The following is a 14912-nucleotide window of genomic DNA, read 5'->3' on the forward strand; positions in this document are numbered from 1 at the left end:
CGACCATTTTTCCAGGATGACTTCCATGACTGTTCAACCTTTGCCCGTCCGCCTTGAGGCGGTGATATTCGACTGGGCCGGCACGCTGGTCGACTTCGGATCCTTCGCGCCGACCAAAGTGTTCGTGGATGCGTTCTCGCAGTTCGGCATGGACGTGTCGCTGAAGGAAGCGCGCGGCCCGATGGGCATGGGCAAGTGGGACCACATCCGCACGCTGTGCGACCAGCCCGCCATCGCCAACCAATACCAGGCGCGGTTCGGCCGCCTGCCCACTGACGACGACGTGACCGCCATCTACGAGCGCTTCCTGCCGATGCAGCTGGATAAAGTGGCGCAGTACTCGGCCGCCATTCCGGGCGCCGCCGACGTGATGCGCGCCTTGCGCGAACGCGGTCTGAAGATCGGCTCGTGCTCCGGCTATCCCGCCAGCGTGATGGGCCGCGTCGTCGAACGCGCCGCCACCGAGGACCTGACGCCCGACTGCATCGTCGCCAGCGACGAGGTGCCGCGCGCGCGTCCCGCTCCTGCCATGGCCCTGAAGAACGTGGTGGAGCTTGGCCTGTCCGACGTGGCCGGCTGCATCAAGGTCGACGACACCGCGCCCGGCATTGAAGAGGGCCGCCGCGCGGGCATGTGGACCGTCGGTCTGCTGCTGTCCGGCAACGCCGCAGGCCTGACGCTGGACGAATACAACAACCTTTCCGAACCCGCCCGCGACGCGGCGCGCGATGCCGCCCGCGCGGAGCTGAATCCGGCCGGCCCGCACTACCTGATCGACACGGTGGCCGACCTGCCGGCCGTGGTCGACGACATCGAAGCCCGGCTAGCGCGAGGCGACCGCCCCTGAACTAGACGCCTGGCGCCCGGCGTCCCGGGCCATCCATAGATCTTTGACTCACCACGATCCGCAGCCAGCAGCCGCCGGCCGTGGGGACCTCGTTCATCCTGTTTTTCCGCTCACTCACGGAGTTGTTCATGAATCGCTACAAGCTGCTTGCACTGGCCGCCGCCCTGACGGGCGTGATGGGCGCCGCCTCGGCCGAGACCACGCTGACCGTCTATACGGCGCTGGAAGCCGACCAGATCAAGGCCTATCAAGCCGCCTTCGAAAAGGCCAATCCCGACATCAAGATCCAGTGGGTGCGCGACTCCACGGGCATCATCGCCGCCAAGCTGCTGGCCGAGAAGAACAACCCCAAGGCCGACGTGATCTGGGGCCTGGCCGGCACCGCGCTGGGCCTGATGGACAAGGAAGGCATGCTGCAGCCCTACGCCCCGAAGGGCCTGGATCAGATCGCCGCCAACATGCGCGACGCCAAGGCCGAGCCCGCCTGGGTCGGCATGGACGGCTTCGCCGCCGCCATCTGCTTCAACACGATCGAAGCCGAAAAGCAGAAGCTGCCCAAGCCCACGTCGTGGCAGGACCTGACCAAGCCGGTCTATGCCGGCAAGATCGTCATGCCGAACCCGGCCTCGTCCGGCACGGGCTTCCTGGATGTCAGCGCCTGGCTGCAGATCTTCGGTGAAGAAAAGGGCTGGGCCTACATGGACGCCCTGCACAAGAACATCGGTTCGTACACGCACTCGGGCTCCAAGCCGTGCAACATGGCCGCCGCCGGCGAATTCCCGATCGGCGTCTCGTTCGACTACCGCGCCGCCAAGCTGAAGGCCGACGGCGCGCCTGTCGAAGCCGTGTTCCCGTCGGAAGGCCTGGGCTGGGAAGTCGAAGCCACCGCCATCATGAAGGGCACCAAGAACCTCGATGCCGCCCGCAAGCTGGCCGACTTCTCGGCAAGCCGCGAAGCCAATGAGCTGTACAAGGCCAACTTCGCGGTGCTGGCGATCCCGTCGATCGCGACCGCCAATCCGAACCTGCCGGCCGATCTGACCTCGCGCATGATCAAGAACGACTTCACGTGGGCCGCGACGAACCGCGACCGCATCATTGCCGAGTGGACCCGCCGCTACGACGGCAAGTCCGAGCCGAAGAAGAAGTAATTCCTGACCCATCGCGGCGGCAGCGCGCCGCCGCGCATCGGGAGGCCCGCGGGGGCCTCCCCGACATCCCTCTCGCAGCATTTCAAAAATGAAGACTTACGACGTAATCGTGGTGGGCGCGGGCATGCTCGGCATCGCGCATGCCTGGGCGGCCGCCAAGCGCGGCCTGTCGGTGGCGGTGATCGAGCGCAGCCGCCAGGCGCACGGCGCGACGATCCGCAACTTCGGCCAGGTCATCGTGACGGGCCAGGCGCCCGGCACGATGCTGTCGCACGCGCAGCAATCCCGCGAGCTGTGGCTCGATCTGGCGGACAAGGCGGGTTTTCATGTGCGTGCCAATGGCGCCCTGGTGCTGGCCCGCAACGCCGACGAGGCCGACGTGCTGCAGGAATTCGCGGACACGCGGATGCGGCAGGAAGGCTACCGCGCGGACCTCTTGTCCGCGCGTGATGTGGCGGGCCTGTACGGCGGGCAGCTTGCGCACCACTGCATGGCGCTACGTGGTCACGATGACCTGCAGATCTATTCGCGCGAAGCGCTGCCGGCAATCACGCATTATCTGCAGTCCGCGCTGGGCGTCGACTTCATCACCGGAACCTTGGCGCGCGCCGTGGAGAACGGCGAGGTCGGCACGTCGGGGGGCGACTTCAAGGCGTCGCATGTATTCGTGTGCCCGGGCCACGATTACCTGACCCTGCTGCCTGAGCAATTCGCGCCGCTGAATCTGGAGGTCACGCGCCTGCAGATGCTGCGGGCGGTGTTCGATGGTCCGGCCATCGCGCTGGACCGGCCGCTGCTCACGGGCCTGTCCTGCGTGCATTACGGTGCGTTCTCGGACCTGCCGACGGCGCAGACGCTGCGCGGCGTGATCCAGGCGCGCACGCCGATGCTGCTGGAAAACGGCATCCATCTGCTGATCAGCCCCACGCCATACGGCGAGCTGATCATCGGCGATTCGCACCAGTACGGACAGGACGCGCTGCCGTTCAACGACGAAGCCGTCGACAACGCCATGTTGGACCTTGCAGCGCAGGCGCTGGGCGCGCGGTTGCGCGTGGTCGAGCGGTGGCAGGGTGTCTATGGCGCGCACGGACCGGCGCCGTTTTCCGTGATGCCGGTGGACGCGGCAACCACGGTGGCGGTCATGCACTCTGGTGTGGGCATGACGGTGGGATTGGCGATCGGTGAGCGGACTGTGGCTGGCGCTATTGGACGCTGAACCGCGCACCGCCGATGAATGGAAAAAGGGCCTTGCGAATCCGAAGGGATGTCGCAAGGCCCTTTGTCATGCGGGCTGAAGCGGTAAGGCCTACACCGACTGCATGATGCGGCGGTACCACTCGTGAAAGTGCTGCATGCCGTCTTCCATGGGCGACTGGTACGGACCGGTCTCGTTCACGCCGCGCAGCATCAAGGCCTTGCGGCCGGCATCCATGCGTTCGGCAATCTCGTCGTCCTCGATGGCCGTTTCCATGTAGGCGGCGCGCTGCGCCTCGACGAACTCGCGCTCAAACGCAGCGATTTCCTCGGGGTAGTAGAACTCGACCACGTTGATCGTTTCCTGCGGGCCCTTCGGGTACAGCGTGGACAGCACCAGCACGTGCGGATAGAGCTCGATCATGTGGGTCGGGAAGTACGTGACCCACACGGCGCCGAAGTCGGGGGCGTCGCCTTCGCGGAACGACAGCAGGCGGTCATGCCACTGCTTGTACACGTCCGAACCCGGCTGCGCCAGCGCGTTATGCACGCCCACCTTCTGCAGGCTGTACCAGTCGTTGAACTCCCAGGTCAGGTCGTCGCACGTGACGAAACGCCCCAGCCCCGGATGGAACGGACCGACGTGGTAGTCCTCGAGGTAGACCTCGATGAAGGTCTTCCAGTTGTAGTTGCACTGATGCACTTCAACGTGGTCCAGCACGTAATCGCCGAAGTCGAACTCGGGACGCCCAAACAACGGCGCCATGTCGGCAGCCGGGTCGCGCGGGCCTTCGAAGAGCAGCCCGTGGCAATCGCGCAGGCGGAACTTCTGCAGGTTCATGCAAGGCGTGGTCTCGAACTGCGGCGCGCCCAACAACTCGCCTTGGTTGTTGTACGTCCAGCGGTGCAACGGGCAGACGATGTTGCCGCCCGTCGCTTTCAGATTGCCATGCGTGTTGCAGTTGCCGGCCACGTTGCCGGCTTCGCCACCAAGCATCAATGCCTGACGGTGACGGCAGACATTTGAGATGAGTTCGACGCCATGCTGGTTGCGAACCAGCGAGCGCCCTCCGTTTTCCTGGACCAACGTACGCCAATCCCCGATTTCGGGCACCAATTTCTGGTGGCCGACGTACAGCGAGGATTGCTTGAAAATGAGTTCTTGCTCGCGGGCAAAGAGGGCTTCGTCAAAATATGCGCTGACGGGTAGCTGGGTGCGAGCTGGCACGACATGTGCCATCCGACCGATGTCGGTCATGATTCCCTCCGCTCGGATAAAAAAGCCAGGACGGTTTGAGCCTTGCCAGGTGCTTTTGTTCAAGTCCAGGTCCCTCGCGGTGTGTTCCGGGGGCCTTGTTCATGAATTCGAGCCTGGTTGAATCCGTTCTGGCGCGAAGAAAAATCGGTGTCTGGCCGATCAAATAAGCCGTGAATTGTACCCCAAGGGCTTGGGCCACGCCCGCGACAAAAGGCCGGGCCATTCGAGGGAATCCCGGGGTGGGTTTGACCGCGCGCAAACCGCGAACAACCCCATGCGTCGTAGGGCTTTCAGACGAGGCGGCGCGTGGCCGGATGACGCCGAAGCAACCAGCTGCTGGCGGCCGACAACGCAAACACCATCATCGTCAGCAACGGCACCACCCACGCGTCGCGGTCCTGTCCCGAGAAGGCGCCGATGCGGCGCGCGACATCCAGAAAGACCGGATGGATGAGGTATACGCCAAACGTCAGCGGGGCCAGCGCGGCCAGCCGCGGCAAGCGGGGCGAGGACACGATCCATTGGAACGCGGCCAGCGACATGAACGGCACCGTCAGGCTGAAGTAGTCGTAGAAGTAGGTGTCCAGCACGTGGCCGTTGGACATGATGGTCACGCCCAACGCGGTCGCAGCCACGGTGGCGGCCAGCATCAGGCCGGGGCGCGGAACGCGCATCTCGCCATCGAAGATCAATCGGCCCGCGACGAAGTAGCCCAGGTAAGGCAGGAACCACGTCAGGAAAAAACCATGTGGCGCGCCGAGCGCGCGGCGGTAGAGGGCGTCAAGAATCGCCACCCCGAGGATGCCGACGACCCACAGCGCGCGGGCCTGGGGCGAACTGCGCACGTACAGCACCCGGACCAGCGGCGCGAACAGGTACAGCCCCACGATCATGTACAGATACCAGAGGTGGTAGTAGGGCTCGCCCTGCGCGACCTTGCGCGGCCAGAACGAAAAATCGACGCGGCCGTCGTCCCACCAGTCCAGGCCCGTGCGCCATGCCAGGTAGAAGAGCGTCCAGAACAGCAGCGGAGCCAGGATGCGCGCCAGACGCCGGCTGTAGAAGCGCCGCGCATCCTGGGGTTTGTCGGGATCGAGCAGCAGCGCGCCGCTCACCATCACAAAGACAGGCACGCACCAGCGCGCGGCGGAGTCATATAGATTGGCGGCCAGCCAGGCGCCGCGGCCGTGGGCGGCGGGATCGCTGACGATCAGTGCGGCGCTGTGCAGCAGAACGACGGCCAGCGCAGCCAGCCAGCGGGCTGAGTCCAGGCGGGCGTATCGGTCTTCGGTTTGAGGCATCGGGCTCCCTGGAATGGTTCGGCGTTTGCGCTTTATGTTCGCGCCTTACCTTAGCAGCGGCATGGCGCCGGTTTCTGTATCCAGGGGTTAGACCGCGCGTAAAAAACCGACAGGGCCGGAACGGCGCTGTCGGGGAAAAGGTGCGCCCGCGGCAGGGCCGCGGCCGCACCGATCGCGGGCCGGCACTCCGCGAACGTTTTGTCACGAAACCGGCATGAAGGCAGGCTTACTGCAGAACGATGTTGGCCTGCTTGATGAGCTGCGACACGATGGGCTGCTCGGTCTTGATCTGCTTGTCCAGCTCGGCCGCCGTGCCCGAACGCGGGTCGATGCCCATGTCCAGCAGGCGCTTCTTGACCGCTTCGTCCTTCAGGGTTTCGGTCAGCGCGGCCTGCAGGCGCTCGACGACCGGCGCCGGCGTGCCCTTGGGTGCCACGAAGCTGAACCAGGCGGTCATGTCGAACGCGGGGTAGCCTTGTTCGGCCAGCGTGCTCACGTTGGGCTGGGTCGCCAGACGCGTGGGGCTCGTGATCGCGAAGACCTTGACCTTGCCGGCGTCGGCCTGCGGCATGCCGGTAGCCACCATGTCGAAGAACAGGTCCACGTCGCCGCTGATCAAAGCGGGCAGGGCTTGCGTGGCGCCCTTGAAGGGCACGTGCAGGATGTCGATGCCGGCGCGTTCCTTGAAGAGTTCGCCGGCCAGGTGCGACGAGGTGCCCGGACCGAAGGTCGCGAACGTCAGCTTGCCCGGATTCTGCTTGGCGTACGCCACGACGTCCTGCGTGCTGTTGAACGGACGCTTCGGCGTGGACAGCAGGACCAGCGGGCCGACGCCGACCATGCCGATCTTGGCGAAGCTGTCCGGGTCGTAGGGCAGTTCCTTATACAGATAGCGGTTGGTCACCAGCGTCGAGTTGGTGGCCATCAGGATGGTGTAGCCGTCCGGCGCTTCACGCGAGACATAGGCCGCGCCAATCGAGGTGCCCGCGCCGGCCTTGTTTTCCACGATCATGGACTGGCCCAGGTTCTTGGCCATCCGCTCGGCCAGGACGCGCGTCAGCACGTCGGTGGCGCCGCCGGCCGGGAAGGGCGAAATCACCTTGATCGGGCGGGCCGGATACGTATCGGCCTGGGCGCCCAACGCGGCGGCGCTGAGCATCAGGGTGGCGAGCAGTTTGAAGCTGTTGCGAATCATGTTTTCCCCTTGAAATCGCGTGGTCAGAGTGGATCGCCGGGCCTGGCTTGGCTGACGGCCATGTCATTCATGGCGCCGCTTGCCAGGTCTCCTTGGATGTTTTAAATTCCGGAATATGGAATTTAATTCTGTCTTTCGAAATAAACTATAAAAACGAAGCGTATATAAATGCAACCGTTTTCTGCCGGCAAGCGCATTGCCCTCCCGCCATCCAAGCCGGACCAGAAGCTTGAACTGAGCCTGCCCGCTCGCCGCAAACGGGCCGCTGGCGCGGGCGAGGGCGCCAATTCCCCGGACTTCATCACGGCGCTGGCGCGCGGCCTGGACGTGCTGCGGTGCTTTCGCCACGGCGTGGCCGCGCTGGGCAACCTGGATCTGGCGCGCCTGACCGGCCTGCCCAAGCCCACCATCAGCCGCATCACGTACACGCTCACGGAACTGGGCTATCTGCGCTACCACCCCGACACGGGCAAGTATTCGCCCGGTTACGGCGTGCTGGCGCTGGGGTTTGGTCTCCTTGCCGGCCTCGAGGTGCGCGAACTGGCCAAGGCCTCCATGTCCGATCTGGCACGTGAGACCGGGGGCGCGGTGGCCCTGGGCGCGTTCGACGGCGACGCCATGACATACGTCGAGGCCATCCACGGCTCGTCCGCGCTGTATCTGCGCCTGCCCGTCGGCTACCGCGCCACGCTGGACAGCGCCATGGGACGGGCGTACCTGGCCAGCCTGCCCGAAGACGAATGCGACGCCGTCCTTGCGCGCCTGGACCAGGCCGCGCCGGCGCCGGAGGCCATTGCCCGAGCCCGCGCCGAACTGGCGCAGGCCGGCTGCTGCTGCGCCATCGGCGAATGGCAGTCCGGCATCAACGCCGTGGCCGTGCCTTTCACGTCCATCACGGGCGAGGGCGTCTTCGTCATGAGCTGCGGCGGGCCGGCCAGCCTGCTGGAGGCCTCGCATCTGCGGGACAGCGTGGCGCCCGCGCTCCTGGCGGCGGTGGCGGGCCTGGCGGGCACGCCGGCCTAGGGCGCGGGGCGCATCCGGGCCGCGCCTGGCTATCTCGTACAATTCACGGATTAATCCACCCCCAAGTGCCCCGGAGGCCCGTTTGGCCAAACCCACTCAAGCTGATCCGCAGAACGACGATCGTCCCTTGCCCCAGGATTTCGAAACGGCTCTGGCCGAACTGGAATCGCTGGTCGCGGCCATGGAAGACGGATCGCTGCCGCTCGAGCAATCGCTGGCCGCCTACCGGCGCGGCGTGGCGCTCACGCGGGTTTGCCAGGATCGCCTGGCGCAGGCCGAGCAGCAGGTCAAGGTCCTCGAAGGCGGCCTGCTGCGGCCGCTGGATCCCGCGGCGCTGGACGACGAATAAGACACCGATGAAGCAAACTCAACTCGCTTTTTCCGAGTGGTTGCAAGGCCGTGCGCGGCACGTCGAAGACGTGCTCGACGACCTGCTGCCGCCGGTGGATCAGCCGCCCGCCCGCCTGCATGAAGCCATGCGTTACGCCGTGCTCGGCGGCGGCAAGCGTGTGCGCGCTGCCCTCGTCTATGCCGCCGGACAGGCCTGCCCCGTCAGCGGCAGCGTGCTCGCCATCGAGGCCTCGCTGGACCGCGCGGCGGCCGCCGTGGAACTGATTCACGCCTACTCGCTGATCCATGACGACCTGCCCTGCATGGACGACGACACGCTGCGCCGTGGACGGCCCACCACGCACGTGCAGTTCGACGAAGCCACCGCCATGCTGGCGGGCGATGCGTTGCAGCCGTTGGCGTTTGAGCTGGTCGCCTCCATGCCCATCGCCCCGGCGCTGATCGTCCAGGCCACCCAGTCGCTGGCTCGCGCGGCCGGCAGCCAGGGCATGGCAGGCGGGCAGGCCATTGACCTTTTCAGCGTCGGCCGCGCGCTGTCGCGCGATGAATTGCAAATGATGCACGGCATGAAGACCGGCGCCATGCTGGCGTGCAGCGTGGCGTTGGGCGGCATCGTGGCGGGCGCCAGCTCGGCGTCGCGCCAGGCGCTGGACGCCTACGCGCAGGCCATGGGCCTGGCGTTTCAGGTGGTCGACGACATACTCGACGTCACCGCGGACAGCGCCAGCCTGGGCAAGACGCCGGGCAAGGACGCCGCTGAAAACAAGCCTACGTATGTGTCTCTGCTGGGCCTGGACGAGGCCCGGGCCTTTGCCGAGGAACTGCGCGTGGCGGCGCTGGCCGCGCTGGCGCCGCTGGGCGACGCAGGCGGGCGCCTGGCCCAGCTTGCCGACTTCATCGTTCTTCGAGACCGCTGATCCGAGATCAGCCCGGCCTTCTTGGTAGGCCGGGCCAACGAACCCCATAAAAGCATGACGACAGATTTACTGGACCGCATTCAATCGCCGGCTGACCTCAAGCGCCTGGATCGCCGCGACCTGAAAAAGCTCGCTGACGAACTGCGCGGCTTCGTGCTGGAGTCGGTATCCAAAACGGGCGGACACCTGTCGTCCAACCTGGGCACCGTCGAACTCACGCTGGCGCTGCACCAGGTGTTCGACACGCCGCATGACCGTATCGTGTGGGACGTGGGCCATCAGTCCTATCCGCACAAGATCCTGACGGGACGCCGCGCCGGCATGGCCAAGCTGCGCCAGCAGGGCGGCATTTCGGGCTTTCCGAAACGCAGCGAGTCCGAGTACGACGCCTTCGGCACCGCGCATTCGTCCACGTCGATCTCCGCGGCCCTGGGCATGGCAGTTGCCTCGCGCAATGCGGGCGAACAACGCCAGCACATCGCGGTGATCGGCGACGGCGCCATGTCCGCGGGCATGGCGTTCGAGGCCATGAACAACGCGGGCGTCACGCCCAACATCAACCTGCTGGTGATCCTGAACGACAACGACATGTCGATCTCGCCGCCGGTGGGGGCGCTGAATCGTTATCTGGCGCGCCTGATGTCCGGACGCTTTTACGCCGCGGCCAAGAACGTGGGACGGGCGGTGCTGCAGCATGTGCCGCCGGTGCTTGAACTGGCGCGCCGCTTCGAGGAACACGCCAAGGGCATGGTCACGCCCGCCACGCTGTTCGAAGAGCTGGGCTTCAACTACGTCGGCCCCATCGACGGCCACGACCTGGATGCGCTGGTTCCCACGCTGCAGAACCTCAAGGCCCTGGAAGGCCTGCAATTTCTGCATGTCGTCACGCGCAAGGGCCAGGGCTACAAGCTGGCGGAAGCCGATCCCGTGCTCTACCACGGTCCCGGCAAGTTCGATCCGGCCGTCGGCATCCAGCAATCCAAGGCCCCCGGCAAGCGCACCTTCACGCAGGTGTTCGGCACGTGGCTGTGCGACACGGCGCAGCAGGATTCGCGCCTGGTGGCCGTCACGCCCGCCATGCGCGAGGGCAGCGGCCTGGTCGAATTCGAACAGCGCTTCCCGCAGCGGTACTTCGATGTGGGCATCGCCGAACAGCATGCCGTGACGTTCGCTGCTGGCGTGGCATGCGAAGGCCAGAAGCCGGTCGTCGCCATCTACTCCACGTTCATGCAGCGCGGCTACGACCAGTTCATCCATGACGTCGCCTTGCAGAACCTGGACGTCACGTTCGCGCTGGACCGCGCCGGCATCGTGGGCGCTGACGGCGCCACGCACGCCGGCAATTACGACATCGCCTTCCTGCGCTGCGTGCCGAACATGGTGGTGGCCACGCCCTCCGACGAAAACGAAACCCGCCTGCTGCTGTCGACCTGTTATCAGCACCCCGGTCCGGCCTCGGTGCGTTACCCGCGCGGCGCGGGCTGCGGCGCGGCGGAAGGCGGCGGTCTGGATACCGTTGCGCTGGGCAAGGGCGTCGTGCGCCGAGAAGGCAAGAAGATCGCCATCCTGGGCTTTGGCACGCTGGTGCAAGCCGCGCTGGGCGCCGCCGGCAAGCTGGACGCCACCGTGGCCGACATGCGCTTTGCCAAGCCGATCGACCGCGACCTGATCCTGGACCTGGCCAGCCGCCACGACGCGCTCGTCACGCTGGAAGACGCCTGCATCATGGGCGGCGCGGGCAGCGCGGTGCTCGAAGTGCTGAGCGCCGCCGGCGTGCTGATCCCCGTACTGCAGCTTGGCCTGCCGGACGAATTCATCGATCACGGCGAGCAATCGGCCCTTTGGGTCGGGCTTGGCCTGGATGCCGCTGGCATCGAACAGTCGATCCGCACGCGTTACGCAGACCTGCTGAAGTGATCCGGCTGAGTGAATCGGGCTGATCCTTGCGGCCGAGGGCAGGCGCCTTCGGCCGCAAGGATGAAACACACTGTTCCGGCCCCGCCTGCATGGGATCCAAAGGGTTACCCCTTCTCATTGCGCATGGCTGGGCGATAATTAGCCCCTTCTCAAGACAGCCCGGCCAGCCCGTTGCTCCACGGCGGACCGGCCCGGACAGGTAAGCCGACATGAATTCTCCGATCGACCCCGCCCTCGTGATGCCCGACGTCCAAAGCTCGACGGACACGCGGCATATCCCGATCCAGCGCGTCGGCATCCGCGGCGTGCGTCATCCCATGCTGGTCCAGAGCGGCGACGGCTCGGCGCAAGGCACGGTGGCCAACTGGACGCTGACCGTGGCCCTGCCGCCCGAAGAAAAGGGCACGCATATGTCCCGCTTCGTGGCCTTGCTCGAAAAGTACCGCAGCACGCCCATGACGCCGGCGCTGTTCCGCACCATGGCGGCCGACATGCTGCCGCTGCTGCATGCCGAGCGCGGCGACATCACCGCATCGTTCCCGTACTTCATCAACAAGTCCGCGCCGATCTCCGGCGTGCAAAGCCTGCTGGACTACGAAGTCCAGTGGATCGCGCGCGCGCAGGCCGGCCACGTCGAATTCGAGCTCGTGGTCCAGGTGCCGGTCACCAGCCTGTGCCCGTGTTCGAAGGCCATCTCCGAATACGGCGCGCACAACCAGCGTTCGCACGTCACGGTGTCGGCCATCCTGAATGAAGACATCTCGATGGACGGCGTGATCCGCCTGATCGAAGACGAAGGCTCGTGCGAGCTTTGGGGCCTGCTCAAGCGCCCCGACGAAAAGTTCGTCACCGAACGCGCCTACGACAATCCCAAATTCGTCGAGGACCTGGTGCGCGATGTGGCGGCCCGCCTGAATGCGCATCCCGGCATCGCGCGCTATCGCGTCGAGGCCGAAAACTTCGAGTCCATCCACAATCACTCGGCGTACGCCGTCGTCGAAGGCTGAGGCCGTGCGTCATCCGGCGGCCAGCGACTGGCCGCTCATCGCCGATCTGCAGCAGTGGGAAGCACGGCTGGCCAGCAACCTGGCGAGCCGCGGCCGTCTGGGCGTGGCGCTGTACGAGTTCTTCCGCTTCGGCGTGAAGCAGGCGTGGGCGTGCCTCTTCGGCGGCCTGATGTGCGCGCTGCTGCTGGGCACGCACTGGTGGTATCCCAAGGACGCGGCGCTGGCGCGCTACGACTTCCTGACGCTTGCCGCGCTCGGCATCCAGGCCGCGCTGCTCGCGCTGCGCATGGAAACCTGGAGCGAGGCGCGCGTGATCCTGATGTTCCATGTGGTCGGCACCTGCATGGAGATCTTCAAGACCGCCGCCGGCTCGTGGATCTATCCCGAGGCCAGCGTGCTGCGCGTCGGCGGCGTTCCGCTGTTCACCGGCTTCATGTATGCCGCGGTGGGCAGCTACCTGGCGCGCGTGTGGCGGCTGTTCGATTTCCGCTTCCGCGCGCACCCGCCGCTGGCCGCCACCGCCGTGTTGTCGGTGCTGATCTACCTGAATTTCTTCGCGCACCATTACGTCTTGGACTTCCGGTGGGCGCTGTTCGCGATGACGGCCGTGTTGTTCGCGCGCACGTGGGTGTACTTCCGCATCTGGCAGGTCTACCGGCGCATGCCGCTGCTGCTGGGCTTCGTGCTGGTGGCGCTCTTCATCTGGTTTGCCGAAAACATCGGCACCTTCGCCAATGCGTGGCGCTATCCCAACCAGTCGCAGGTCTGGCAGCTTGTGTCCATCGCCAAGCTGGGCTCGTGGTTCCTGCTCATGATCATCAGCTACGTCATGGTCAGCGCGGTCAACCGGCCGCGGGCAATCACGGCGGCCGATCTGCCCGCACCAGCGGGGCAGGGGACCATCCGGGACGCGTCCCTTATTTCTTGAGCCTGCGCCGGCTTGCAAGCGGCCGCCCAATCGGTGATAATCGAGAGCTTTCTTGCTCGACCGCCCATGGTTTTTGGGTAGCGGGCTGCCCCTTGCGGCGAACGTCGACGATGTTGATCCACCCATGATGGAAAGCGCGGGTGCAAGACGTTAGGCCAGCAAGACATCCTCAAGGAGTTTTACCCATGCGTCACTACGAAGTAGTGTTTATCGTTCACCCCGACCAAAGCGAGCAAGTGCCCGCCATGGTCGAGCGTTACCAAGCACTGGTTACGGGCCAAGGCGGCTCGATCCATCGCCTGGAAGACTGGGGCCGCCGTCAACTGGCCTACCCGATCCAGAAGCTCGTCAAGGCTCACTACGTCTGCCTGAACATCGAGTGCGGCCAAGCCACGCTGGATGAGCTGGAACACTCGTTCCGCTACAACGACGCCGTGCTGCGCCACCTGGTCATCAAGACCAAGAAGGCCCAGACCACCCCGTCGATCATGATGAAGTCGGTCGAGCGCGAAGAAGCCCGCAAGGCTTCGGCGGAAGCTACCCCGGCCCAGGCCGAGTAAGCAGGCTCACGCAGAGCTCATTGCATCAAGTCCCCTCGGTGCCTGGCAGGATGAACAAGCTGGAACTCAGCGCCCGCGTTCTCGAATGCGAGCCTTTGCGCCACACACCCGCCGGTTTGCCAGCGCTGGAAATGCTGCTGGCGCACGAGTCGGAGGTCATCGAAGCCGGCCACCCGCGCCGTGTCGAACTGACGATCGCCGCCGTGGCACTGGGAGATCTGGCGTTGCTGTTGAGAAACACCGCTTTAGGGTCCGAATTGCTGGTGCAGGGGTTTTTGGCTCCCGCGCGCAAGGACTCGGTGAAGATCAAGCTGCATCTGCAGCAGGCGCGCAAGATCAGCGGTAGCGCTGGACGCGATCCGCAGGTGGCCTGAAGGCAATGAGACCAAGGGTGCGAGAGCGCCTTCTGAATACGGATAGGTTATGGGGAAGTGGGCAATGACCCAGTCCCCTCAAACATAAAGGCACATATCATGGCTTTCTTCGGAAAACGCAAAGAAAAACGCAAATTCACGCAGCAGAACCCGCTCTTCAAGCGTCGTAAGTTCTGCCGCTTCACCGCAGCCGGCGTCGAAGAGATCGACTACAAGGATCTGGACACCCTGCGCGACTTCGTGCAAGAAAACGGCAAGATCATCCCGGCTCGCCTGACCGGCACCAAGGCAATCTACCAGCGCCAGCTGGACTCCGCCATCAAGCGCGCGCGCTTCCTGGCTCTGTTGCCTTACACCGACAACCACAACTAATCCGGGGCACTGAAATGCAAGTTATTCTGCTCGAAAAAGTCGTCAACCTGGGCAACCTGGGTGAAGTCGTGCGCGTGCGTGATGGCTACGCCCGCAACTTCCTGATTCCCCAGAAGAAGGCCCGTCGTGCAACCGACGCCGCCCTGAAGGAATTCGAAGCCCGCCGCGCCGAGCTGGAAAAGGTCCAAGCTGAAAAGCTGGCCGCTTCCCAAGCGCTGGGCGACCGCATGAACGGCTACCAGCTCAAGATCGTTCAGAAGGCCGGCGTTGACGGTCGTCTGTTCGGTTCGGTCACCAACGCCGACATCGCCGACGGCCTGAAGAAGGCTTCGTTCGAAGCCGTCGAAAAGTCGCAAGTGCGTCTGCCCAATGGCCAACTGAAGGCCATCGGCGAGTACCCGGTTCAGGTCGCCCTGCACGCCGACGTCGTGGTCGATATCACGGTTCTGGTCGAAGGCGAACTGTCCTGATCCGGCAGTCGCGGTAAAAAGAAGCCGGCCCGCGTGCCGGCTTT

16 protein-coding genes are annotated in these 14912 nt (G+C 65.2%); 13 read left to right on the forward strand and 3 right to left on the reverse strand.

All coding sequences use genetic code 11. The features are described from left to right. The first annotated feature begins 16 nt into the window (after positions 1-16). The 3 genes from phnX (at position 17) to CLM73_RS07800 (ending at position 3217) form a co-directional block, all read left to right on the forward strand. A complete protein-coding gene (phnX, locus tag CLM73_RS07790) occupies positions 17-847 on the forward strand; it encodes a phosphonoacetaldehyde hydrolase (RefSeq protein ID WP_199778267.1) in 831 nt (276 codons plus the stop codon). A 128-nt stretch (positions 848-975) separates the two neighbouring features. Continuing rightward, a complete protein-coding gene (locus CLM73_RS07795; RefSeq protein WP_105237983.1) occupies positions 976-1998 on the forward strand; it encodes a putative 2-aminoethylphosphonate ABC transporter substrate-binding protein in 1023 nt (340 codons plus the stop codon). A gap of 88 nt (positions 1999-2086) precedes the next feature. Beyond that, positions 2087-3217, forward strand: a complete 1131-nt coding sequence (locus CLM73_RS07800; protein ID WP_105237984.1) for a TIGR03364 family FAD-dependent oxidoreductase — start codon at positions 2087-2089, stop codon at positions 3215-3217. Between the two features lie 90 nt (positions 3218-3307). Here CLM73_RS07800 and CLM73_RS07805 read toward each other — a convergent pair whose 3' ends face one another. The 3 genes from CLM73_RS07805 to CLM73_RS07815 form a co-directional block, all read right to left on the reverse strand. Beyond that, positions 3308-4453: an aromatic ring-hydroxylating oxygenase subunit alpha gene (locus CLM73_RS07805; protein WP_056567443.1), complete on the reverse strand. Its 1146-nt coding sequence runs from the start codon at positions 4451-4453 to the stop codon at positions 3308-3310. A 290-nt stretch (positions 4454-4743) separates the two neighbouring features. Further along, a complete protein-coding gene (locus tag CLM73_RS07810) occupies positions 4744-5754 on the reverse strand; it encodes an acyltransferase (protein ID WP_105237985.1) in 1011 nt (336 codons plus the stop codon). Between the two features lie 226 nt (positions 5755-5980). After that, a complete protein-coding gene (locus CLM73_RS07815; protein ID WP_105237986.1) occupies positions 5981-6949 on the reverse strand; it encodes a Bug family tripartite tricarboxylate transporter substrate binding protein in 969 nt (322 codons plus the stop codon). 168 nt (positions 6950-7117) lie between these two features. On the opposite strand from CLM73_RS07815, the gene CLM73_RS07820 reads away from it, so the two are divergent. The 10 genes from CLM73_RS07820 to rplI all read left to right on the forward strand — a co-directional run bounded on the left by CLM73_RS07820 (position 7118) and on the right by rplI (position 14868). After that, complete coding sequence (locus CLM73_RS07820; RefSeq protein WP_105237987.1) at positions 7118-7972, forward strand: IclR family transcriptional regulator; 855 nt, start codon at positions 7118-7120, stop codon at positions 7970-7972. 82 nt (positions 7973-8054) lie between these two features. Next, entirely contained in the window at positions 8055-8321 is a 267-nt protein-coding gene (locus tag CLM73_RS07825) for an exodeoxyribonuclease VII small subunit (RefSeq protein WP_056567431.1), read from the forward strand. A 7-nt stretch (positions 8322-8328) separates the two neighbouring features. Next, the gene (locus CLM73_RS07830; RefSeq protein WP_105237988.1) at positions 8329-9240 is read left to right on the forward strand and encodes a polyprenyl synthetase family protein; all 912 of its coding nucleotides are present in this window, start codon (positions 8329-8331) and stop codon (positions 9238-9240) included. Between the two features lie 54 nt (positions 9241-9294). Then, entirely contained in the window at positions 9295-11157 is a 1863-nt protein-coding gene (gene dxs / locus CLM73_RS07835) for a 1-deoxy-D-xylulose-5-phosphate synthase (RefSeq protein WP_105237989.1), read from the forward strand. A 209-nt stretch (positions 11158-11366) separates the two neighbouring features. Then, positions 11367-12164 (forward strand): GTP cyclohydrolase FolE2, encoded by a 798-nt coding sequence (gene folE2 / locus CLM73_RS07840; RefSeq protein ID WP_056567423.1) that lies wholly within the window; start codon positions 11367-11369, stop codon positions 12162-12164. 4 nt (positions 12165-12168) lie between these two features. Beyond that, on the forward strand, positions 12169-13092 hold the full coding sequence (locus tag CLM73_RS07845) for a DUF817 domain-containing protein (protein ID WP_105237990.1): 924 nt from the start codon (positions 12169-12171) through the stop codon (positions 13090-13092). A 185-nt stretch (positions 13093-13277) separates the two neighbouring features. After that, positions 13278-13652 (forward strand): 30S ribosomal protein S6, encoded by a 375-nt coding sequence (rpsF, locus tag CLM73_RS07850; RefSeq protein ID WP_056567418.1) that lies wholly within the window; start codon positions 13278-13280, stop codon positions 13650-13652. Positions 13653-13702: 50 nt separating this feature from the next. Next, positions 13703-14026 (forward strand): primosomal replication protein N, encoded by a 324-nt coding sequence (gene priB, locus CLM73_RS07855; RefSeq protein ID WP_056567416.1) that lies wholly within the window; start codon positions 13703-13705, stop codon positions 14024-14026. 99 nt (positions 14027-14125) lie between these two features. Next, positions 14126-14398 (forward strand): 30S ribosomal protein S18, encoded by a 273-nt coding sequence (gene rpsR, locus CLM73_RS07860; protein WP_056567414.1) that lies wholly within the window; start codon positions 14126-14128, stop codon positions 14396-14398. Positions 14399-14412: 14 nt separating this feature from the next. Beyond that, on the forward strand, positions 14413-14868 hold the full coding sequence (gene rplI, locus CLM73_RS07865) for a 50S ribosomal protein L9 (protein ID WP_105237991.1): 456 nt from the start codon (positions 14413-14415) through the stop codon (positions 14866-14868). Positions 14869-14912: the final 44 nt, after the last annotated feature.

The organism is Achromobacter spanius (genome assembly GCF_002966795.1).
Taxonomy (GTDB): domain Bacteria; phylum Pseudomonadota; class Gammaproteobacteria; order Burkholderiales; family Burkholderiaceae_B; genus Achromobacter; species Achromobacter spanius_D.

Excerpts from the sequence above, each read along its gene's own strand:
- CLM73_RS07795 (WP_105237983.1), top strand. The coding sequence starts at position 976 with ATGAATCGCTACAAGCTGCTTGCACTGGCCGCCGCCCTGACGGGCGTG.
- CLM73_RS07830 (WP_105237988.1), top strand. The coding sequence starts at position 8,329 with ATGAAGCAAACTCAACTCGCTTTTTCCGAGTGGTTGCAAGGCCGTGCG.
- phnX (WP_199778267.1), top strand. The coding sequence starts at position 17 with ATGACTTCCATGACTGTTCAACCTTTGCCCGTCCGCCTTGAGGCGGTG.
- CLM73_RS07800 (WP_105237984.1), top strand. The coding sequence starts at position 2,087 with ATGAAGACTTACGACGTAATCGTGGTGGGCGCGGGCATGCTCGGCATC.
- priB (WP_056567416.1), top strand. The coding sequence starts at position 13,703 with ATGAACAAGCTGGAACTCAGCGCCCGCGTTCTCGAATGCGAGCCTTTG.
- rpsR (WP_056567414.1), top strand. The coding sequence starts at position 14,126 with ATGGCTTTCTTCGGAAAACGCAAAGAAAAACGCAAATTCACGCAGCAG.
- CLM73_RS07820 (WP_105237987.1), top strand. The coding sequence starts at position 7,118 with ATGCAACCGTTTTCTGCCGGCAAGCGCATTGCCCTCCCGCCATCCAAG.
- CLM73_RS07810 (WP_105237985.1), bottom strand. The coding sequence starts at position 5,754 with ATGCCTCAAACCGAAGACCGATACGCCCGCCTGGACTCAGCCCGCTGG.
- rpsF (WP_056567418.1), top strand. The coding sequence starts at position 13,278 with ATGCGTCACTACGAAGTAGTGTTTATCGTTCACCCCGACCAAAGCGAG.
- dxs (WP_105237989.1), top strand. The coding sequence starts at position 9,295 with ATGACGACAGATTTACTGGACCGCATTCAATCGCCGGCTGACCTCAAG.
- CLM73_RS07815 (WP_105237986.1), bottom strand. The coding sequence starts at position 6,949 with ATGATTCGCAACAGCTTCAAACTGCTCGCCACCCTGATGCTCAGCGCC.
- CLM73_RS07805 (WP_056567443.1), bottom strand. The coding sequence starts at position 4,453 with ATGACCGACATCGGTCGGATGGCACATGTCGTGCCAGCTCGCACCCAG.
- folE2 (WP_056567423.1), top strand. The coding sequence starts at position 11,367 with ATGAATTCTCCGATCGACCCCGCCCTCGTGATGCCCGACGTCCAAAGC.
- rplI (WP_105237991.1), top strand. The coding sequence starts at position 14,413 with ATGCAAGTTATTCTGCTCGAAAAAGTCGTCAACCTGGGCAACCTGGGT.